The following is a 7341-nucleotide window of genomic DNA, read 5'->3' as shown; positions in this document are numbered from 1 at the left end:
ATGGCCGCGCGTGCCGGCGTCGACGGCGGGGCCATGGCCGCCATCGAGCAGGCGGCCAAGGGCTGGCGCAGACGTCTGGACGTCCGTACCGCGGCCAGCGGCGTGCCCGACAGCCACGCCGTCGGCGACCTGCTGCTGCACGCCTGGCCCGACCGCATCGCCCGCCAGGATGCCGCCAACCCGCGCCGCTACACGCTGGCCAATGGCCGCGGCGCGATGCTGCACGAGGCCACCGCGTTGCTCGGCGAGCCGTGGCTGGTGGTGCTGGACCTCAAGCTGGAGGCCCGCGACAGCTTGGTGCTGGCCGCTGCGCCGTTCGATCCGCGCCGGCTGGAGCAGGACTTCCCGCAGCACTTCCGTCGCGAGCGCACGCTGGGCTGGAACGAGGCGCGCGGCGCCGTCGAGGCGTTCGAGGAGCAGCGCTTCGGCGCCATCGTGCTGGAGCGGCGCAGCGTGCCGGTGCATCCCGAGGACGCCTTGCCCGCGCTGCTCGCCGCGGTGCGCAGCCGCGGCATCGATGCCCTGCCCTGGAGCGAGGCGGCGCGCCGCCTGCGCGCGCGCATGCAGGCGCTGGCCGGCTGGATGCCCGAGCTCGGCCTGCCGGACGTGTCCGATGCCGCGCTGCTGTCCACGCTGGAGCACTGGCTGGCGCCGTACCTGGCCGGCAAGCGCAAGCTCGATGCGCTCGGCAGCGACGAACTCTCGCAGGCGCTCGCCGCGCTGTTCGACTACGAGCAGCGCCGCCAGCTCGATGCGCAGGCACCCGACAGTCTGACCGTGCCCAGCGGCCAGGCGCGCAAGCTCGACTACGCGCCCGGCGAGCCGCCGGTGCTGGCAGTGAAGCTGCAGGAGCTGTTCGGCCTGGCCGACACGCCGCGCATCGCCGGCGGCCGCGTGCCGGTCACCCTGCACCTGCTCTCGCCGGCCGGGCGGCCGATCCAGGTGACGCAGGACCTCAAGGGCTTCTGGGAGCGCACCTACCCGGAAGTGAAGAAGGAGCTCAAGGGCCGCTATCCGCGCCATCCCTGGCCGGACGATCCCTGGTCGGCCACACCCACGCACCGCGCCAAGCCGCGCGGCACGTAGTGCGCAATCCTTCCCCCCGAAGGCGGGGAAGGTGCCCGCAGGGCGGGTGGGGGCAACCTCGACAGAGCTCAATCCTTCGCCCGCCGGCGAAACCTCCCCGCGCCCGCCGGCACTAGACTCCCCGCATGACCCAGGCCTCGCTCACTCCGCATCAGCTGGCCGAGTTCGGCGCGCTGCTCGCCGAACCGGCGCGCGCGGCCATGCTGCTTGCGCTGGTCGATGGCACCGCGCGCCCGGCCGGCGAACTGGCCAGGGCCGCTGGCGTGGGCGCGCCGACCGCCAGCGCGCACCTCAAGCGCCTGCTCGAGGGTGGCCTGCTCGCGGTAGAGGTGCAGGGCCGCCACCGCTACTACCGCCTGGCAAACGACGATGTCGGCGGCTGGCTCGAAGCACTCGCCCTGCCGCGCAAGCCGCTTGCGCCGGCCACGCGCGACATCGCCCTGCGGCGCGCGCGCAGCTGCTATCGCCACCTCGCCGGGCAACTCGGCGTGGCCTTGTGTGCCGGGCTGCTCGATCGGGGCCACCTGGCCACGACCAGCGAGGGCCTGATACTGCAGCCGGCCGGCGCCGCGGCATTGGCCGAGGCGGGACTGGATCCGGAGGCCACCGCGCGCCTGCCCCGGTTGTGCGGCCGTGGCTGCCTGGATTGGACGGAGCGCCGCCTGCATCTCGGCGGTCCGCTCGGCGTGGCGCTCACCGCCGCCATGCTGGATGCCGGCTGGTTCCGCCACGCTGCACGGGACCGGGCGCTGCAGCCCAGCGCGGAGGGGTTGCGCCGGCTGTCCGGGCTGGGCGTGCGCCTGCCCGACTGAGCCCGCCCGCATTGCGGCGGATGGCAGTTGCTTGCCAGGTGCCTGGCGCGCCCTGACCCGGGCGGCCTTTCAGCGCCCCAGCACGAAGCCGGTGAGCACCTGCGCGGTGGCTTCGGGCTTCTCCACCATCGGCATGTGGTTGCAGCCGCTGAGCACGCTGGAGCTGATCGAGGCGGCCTGGGCGAGGCCGTCGCGCAGGCTGTCCAGTGCGGAAGCGTCGATCACGCGGTCCTCGCGACACCACAGGCCCAGCACCGGCATGTTCAGCCGACCCAGGTCGTGCTGCAGCGAGAGGTAGTCGTCCGGCTTGCGCAGCTCGGCCAGGGTGCGTTCGAGGAAGGCGCGGTCGGCGCGGTTGCGCGCGACGAACACGTCCTCGATCCGCCCAGGCACTTTAGGCGGATGGGCGAAGGCCAGCTGCAGCGAGCGTTCGAAGCCGGCGCGGTCGTCGTAGGCGAACGGGTCCTTGCCCGCCGTCACGGCGCGTTCGAAGTCGTTCGGCGTGGCTTTCAGCCCGTACGCATCCAGCAGCGCCAGCGCGGCCACCTGGCCCGGGTGGTCGGCGGCGTACACGCCGGCGATCGCGCCGCCCATCGAATGGCCCACCAGTACGACGCGCTGCAGCCCGAGCGCCGCCAGGAAGGCCTGCAGGCGCTGTGCCTGCGCCTGCACGCCGTGGCTTTCGCCCGTGTTGCGCGAGGACTCGCCCCAGCCCGGCAGGTCGGGGATCACCACGTGGAAGTGCGCGGTGAGCTGCCCGGCCAGCGGCAGCCAGATGGTCTTGTCGGTGGCGAAGCCGTGCAGCAGCACCAGCGTCGGGCCGCTGCCGCCTTCGTAGTAGCTCCAGCGGGTGTCGCCGGCGCGCAGCGTGTGCTCCTGCACGTGCGCGGCCATCGCCTGGCGCATCTGGTGCGCACGCAGCAGCCACTGCGGCGCGAACAGGTAGCTGCCGCCCAGCAGCACTATCACCAGCGCCGCCAGCACGCCGAAGAACCGCAGGCGGCGGAGCAGCACCCGCTTCCACAACGGCCGGGTGTCGGGAGTTCGGTTCATCGGCCGCGTCCTGCTATTTCTTCGACGCCTTGGTGAGGATGGCCTCGATCGCGCCCTGGGTCATCGGGTGGTAGCCGTCCTTCGCGTTGGCGTAGGCGGCCTTGGCGTAGGCCAGGCCTTCGGGGGTGGCGGCGAAGGCCTTGTACACCGGCAGGGTGAGGTACATGCGGCCGATCCGCGTCATGTGCTCGCGCGCGGCGTCCCACACGGCGGTGTCGCCGGCGGCGATGGCGTGGCTGTACCAGCGCATGCCGATCTCGGCGTTGGGCGTGCCGGTAAGGTGCCAGGCGGCGTCGAGCTGCTTCATCGTAGACAGCGCAGGCGCGTCGGGCAGGCGGTCGAGGAAATACATCCACTCCTGCGTGTTCCAGCTCCTGGCGTCGAGCTGGCCGGCGTCCAGCGTGCCGGCGAGGAAGGCCGCGCGTTCCTTGTCGATGGCATCGAAGCGCAGGGAGGTCGGCAGCGGCGCGTCCTTGGGAATGCCGCTCCGGTACACCCACGCCTTGGCTTCGTTCCAGTCCATCGCGCCCGGGTGAGCGTCGAACAGGTTGGCCTTCATGTCGGCGAGCATCTGCTCGGTGGTGATGGACGTGAAGGCGTGGCGGTGGAAATAGGCCTTGAGCCAGGTGTCGAATGTCGCGCGGCCGAAACGCTGCTCCAGCGTGCGCAGGAACCAGGAGCCCTTGTCGTAGGCGACGTCGGAGAGCGAATCATCGGCGCCCACGCCGCGCGGGTCGGGCGCGAGCTTCTGCGAGTTGGCCGGCATCTCGCCAATCGACTTCTGCAGCGCGCGCGCCGACAGCAGCGCCTCCTCGTCGGCCAGCGCTTTGCCGTAGACCGCCTCGGTGATGCGGCCCTGCACGTAGGTGGTGAAGCCCTCGTTGAGCCAGATGTCGCGCCAGCTCGCGGCGGTCACCAGGTTGCCCGACCACGAATGCGCCAGCTCGTGCGAGACCAGCGAGACCAGGCTCTTGTCGCCCACCAGCACGGTCGGCGTGGCGAAGGTCATGTTCGGGTTTTCCATGCCGCCGTACGGGAACGAGGGCGGCAGCACCAGGATGTCGTAGCGGCCCCAGGCATAGGGACCATAGAGCTTCTCGGTGGCCTCGATCAGCTTCTCGGTGTCCTCGAACTCGTGCGCCGCCTTGCCGGCCACCGAGGGTTCCGCATACACCGCCGAGCGCGGGCCGGTTTCCCTCACCGCCAGGTCGCCGGCGGCGATCGCCAGCAGGTAGGAGGGGATCGGGTGCGGCTGGTCGAAGCGGAAATCGCCGTCCAGCGGATGCCTGGCGTCATTGAGCGCGCTCATCACCACGCGCACGTCCTTCGGCGCGGTGACGTGCGCGGTGTAGGTGAAGCGGATCGCGGGGGAATCCTGCAGCGGCACCCACGAGCGCGCGTGGATCGATTCGGACTGCGAGAACATGAAGGGCAGTTTCTTGTCCGCCGTCTGGGCGGGAGTGAGCCACTGCAGGCCGGAGGCCGCGGGCACGGTCGCGTAGGCGATGCGCACCCTGGCCGGATGCGCGGGCGCCTGGATGGTGAGCTTGCTGCCCAGCTCCCTGTCGCGCGGCGCCAGCGCGAACTTCAGCGCGGTGGCGCGCCCGGCGGCGTCCAACCCCTCGACCCTGGCGATCTTCAGGTCGCGCGTGTCCAGCACCAGTGCCGGTGCCTTGGGATTCTTCCAGTCCAGCGTGAGGGTGGCCCGGCCTTCCAGCGCCTTGTGGGGGAAATCGACCGCCAGGTCCAGGTCCAGGTGGGTCACCCGCACCTGGTCCGGCTGCGCATAGGAATGCGGGTCGGCGGCAAGGGCGGACAGCGGCAGCACGAAGGCGCCGAGGGCGAGGGCGGGGATCACACGCATGCGACTTTTCTCCAGGACCGAAGCGTCGAGTATGCCATCGGGCTGCGCGCGGGCACCCGTGACACAAGGCCTGCCTCGGGGCGCCCGCGCGGCTCCGGCAAGACGGGACGGTTGCCCAAATTAATTCATAAATGTAATATGGCCAAAGCAGGCAACATCCCCGTGAACAGCTTCCTCCCCACCGAACAACGCCTCGCCGTCACCCGCCGGCGCCATCCCGCGTTCCCGCGCGGGCCGGCGGTGCTGGTGCGCCTGATCAAGCACCTCAACCGGCGCGTGCACGACGACGCCAACGCCGCGCTCAAGGCCTTCGGCATCAACCATGCGCAGTACAACCTGCTGATGATGCTCTACGGCACCGAGGACCACGCCCTGCATCCCTCGGAGCTGGCCGAGGCCGCGGGCGAGAAGGCGGCCAACATCACGCGGCTTACCAACGAGCTGTGCGAGAAGGGCCTGATCGAGCGTGCCGCCAGCGAGGACGACCGCCGCAAGCTGGTGCTGACCCTGGCCCCCGCCGGGCTCGCCCTGATCGAGGCGCTGCTGCCCTCGATCAGCGACTTGCTGAAGGAACAGACCCGGAGCATGAGCACGCGCGAGCAGGCCGAGCTGGAGCGCCTGCTGAAGAAGTTCCTCGACGGCTTCGACCGCCGCCGCTGAAGGTTCCGGGATGTCCGCCACCACCACCGCAAAGCTGCCGGGCCGGCCCTGGCTGCGCGCTTTCCTCGCCGAGGAAGCGGGCGCCTGGCTGTTCGTCGCCAAGTCGCTGCTGGCGATGTACGCGGCCGCGTGGCTGGCGATGTGGCTCAACCTGGAACAGCCCTCGACCAGCATGATCACCGTGGCGGTGGTGATGCACCCGCACAGCGGCATGGTGCTGGCCAAGAGCTTCTACCGCGCGCTGGGCACGCTCGCCGGCAGCCTGTTCGGGCTGGCCGTGATCGCGGTGTTCCCGCAGCAGCGCGAGCTGTTCTTCCTCACCCTGTCGCTGTGGCTGGCGCTGTGCGCCGGCGGCGCCACGCTGTACCGCAACTTCATGGCCTACGGCTTCGTGCTGGCCGGCTACACCGCGGCGATCGTCACGCTGCCGGCGGTGGGCAACCCGCTCAACAGCTTCGACTCGGCGGTGATGCGCGTGAGCGAGGTGCTGCTCGGCATCGTGGTCGCCGCCGTGTTCAGCGACCTGCTGCTGCCGCAGCGCCTGCGCGTGGTGCTGCGCCAGAGCGCGCGCACGCAGTTCGCGCACTTCATCGACTTCGTGCGCGACAGCACCGGCGGCGTGCTGCCGCGCGCGAAGATGGAGCAGGCGCACCTGGAGTTCGTGCGCGCCGCCGTGCACCTGGAGGACCTGCGCGCCTCGGTCATCTTCGAGGACCCGGAAGTGCGCTCGCGCAGCGCCCGCATGCGCCTGCTCAACCAGCGCTACATGGCCGCGGCGACCAGCTTCCAGTCGTTGCACCACCTGATCAACCGCCTGCAGCAGCGCGGCCGCGATGCGGTGGCGCAGGCGCTGATCGCGCTGTACCGGCCGATCGGCGAGGCGCTGTCGGTGACCCCGGCCCAGCGCCACGACCCGGCCGTGCTGACCCGCCGCCTGCGCGCCTGCGTCGCCGCGCTGCCGGCGCACGGTGCCGCGTTGCGTGGGTCGTTCGACGAGCCGGCGTCGCGGCTGGAGTTCGACACCGGCGCGGTGCTGGTGCTGCGTTTCGCCGACGAGCTGGCCGACTTCACCGCGGTGGAGGCTTCGCTGCGCGCTGGCAAGCTGCGCGGCAGCGTGGAGCGCGTGCACTTTCGCCGCGGCAACGACCTGGCCGGAGCGGCGGTGGCGGTGCTGCGGACCTTCCTCACCATGCTCGTGCTCGCCGCGTTCTGGCTTGCCAGCGGCTGGGCTTTCGGCGGCAGCGCGATGCTGCTGGCGACGATCTTCGCCGGCCTGCTGGCCGCCTCGCCCAACCCCGTCGCCTCGGCCGCGCGCACGCTGTACGGCTATGCCGCCGGCATGGCGGCGGGCTTCATCGCGGTATTCGTGCTGCTGCCGGGCAGCGACGGTTTCGCCATGCTGATCTGCGCCACCGCCGGATTGCTGATGATCGGCCCGTACCTGAGCACCCGCGACACGCTGCCGGGCGTCGGCGGCGGCTACACGCTGGGCTTCGTCTACATCCTGGCGCTGAAGAATCCGATGGTCTACGACCCCACCCACTTCCTCAACGATGCCATCGCCCAGGTCGCCGGGCTGGGGCTTTCGGGCGTCGCCTTCATGGTGCTGCCCGGCGTCACCGGCACGCAGTGGCAGCGCCGCCGCCAGCTGCGGCGGCTGCGCGAGCAGGTCACGCTGGCGGCCAGCGCGCCGCTGGAAGGCCTGGCGTGGCGCTTCGAGAGCGTCAGCCGCGACCTGCTGCAGCAGGTGGTGGTGCAGACGCGGCCGGACAGCGAGGAATCGCGCCACCTGCTGGCCTGGTCGCTGGCGGTGCAGGAGAGCGGCCGCGCGGTGATCGAGCTGCGCCAGGACCTGTCCGGCAAGGA

Annotated in this window: 6 protein-coding genes; 4 read left to right on the top strand and 2 right to left on the bottom strand. The window is 71.3% G+C overall.

The window, feature by feature from the left end:
- Both HOQ08_RS06860 and HOQ08_RS06855 read left to right on the top strand, forming a co-directional pair.
- Window positions 1-1086, top strand: a 1086-nt coding sequence (locus HOQ08_RS06860) for an ATP-dependent helicase C-terminal domain-containing protein (protein ID WP_291192647.1), incomplete at its 5' end; no start/stop codon positions are given.
- 125 nt (window positions 1087-1211) lie between these two features.
- On the top strand, window positions 1212-1898 hold the full coding sequence (locus HOQ08_RS06855; RefSeq protein WP_291192645.1) for a helix-turn-helix transcriptional regulator: 687 nt from the start codon (window positions 1212-1214) through the stop codon (window positions 1896-1898).
- Window positions 1899-1967: 69 nt separating this feature from the next.
- Here the strand turns inward: HOQ08_RS06855 and HOQ08_RS06850 are convergent, their stop codons facing one another.
- Window positions 1968-2951: an alpha/beta fold hydrolase gene (locus HOQ08_RS06850; protein WP_291192643.1), complete on the bottom strand. Its 984-nt coding sequence runs from the start codon at window positions 2949-2951 to the stop codon at window positions 1968-1970.
- A gap of 13 nt (window positions 2952-2964) precedes the next feature.
- Window positions 2965-4815 carry a M1 family metallopeptidase gene (locus HOQ08_RS06845; RefSeq protein ID WP_291192641.1) on the bottom strand — a complete coding sequence of 617 codons (1851 nt, stop codon included), beginning with the start codon at window positions 4813-4815 and terminating at the stop codon, window positions 2965-2967.
- Between the two features lie 162 nt (window positions 4816-4977).
- Between HOQ08_RS06845 and HOQ08_RS06840 the strand changes: the two genes are divergently transcribed.
- Window positions 4978-5475 carry a MarR family transcriptional regulator gene (locus HOQ08_RS06840; protein WP_291192639.1) on the top strand — a complete coding sequence of 166 codons (498 nt, stop codon included), beginning with the start codon at window positions 4978-4980 and terminating at the stop codon, window positions 5473-5475.
- A gap of 10 nt (window positions 5476-5485) precedes the next feature.
- On the top strand, window positions 5486-7341 hold a 1856-nt coding region (locus HOQ08_RS06835), incomplete at its 3' end, for an FUSC family protein (RefSeq protein ID WP_291192637.1).

Source organism: Frateuria sp., from assembly GCF_013362045.1.
In the GTDB taxonomy this organism is placed as follows: Bacteria; Pseudomonadota; Gammaproteobacteria; order Xanthomonadales; family Rhodanobacteraceae; genus Frateuria_A.
Note: the sequence above shows the minus strand (reverse complement) of the source record. Positions and strands in the feature narration are given on the sequence as shown.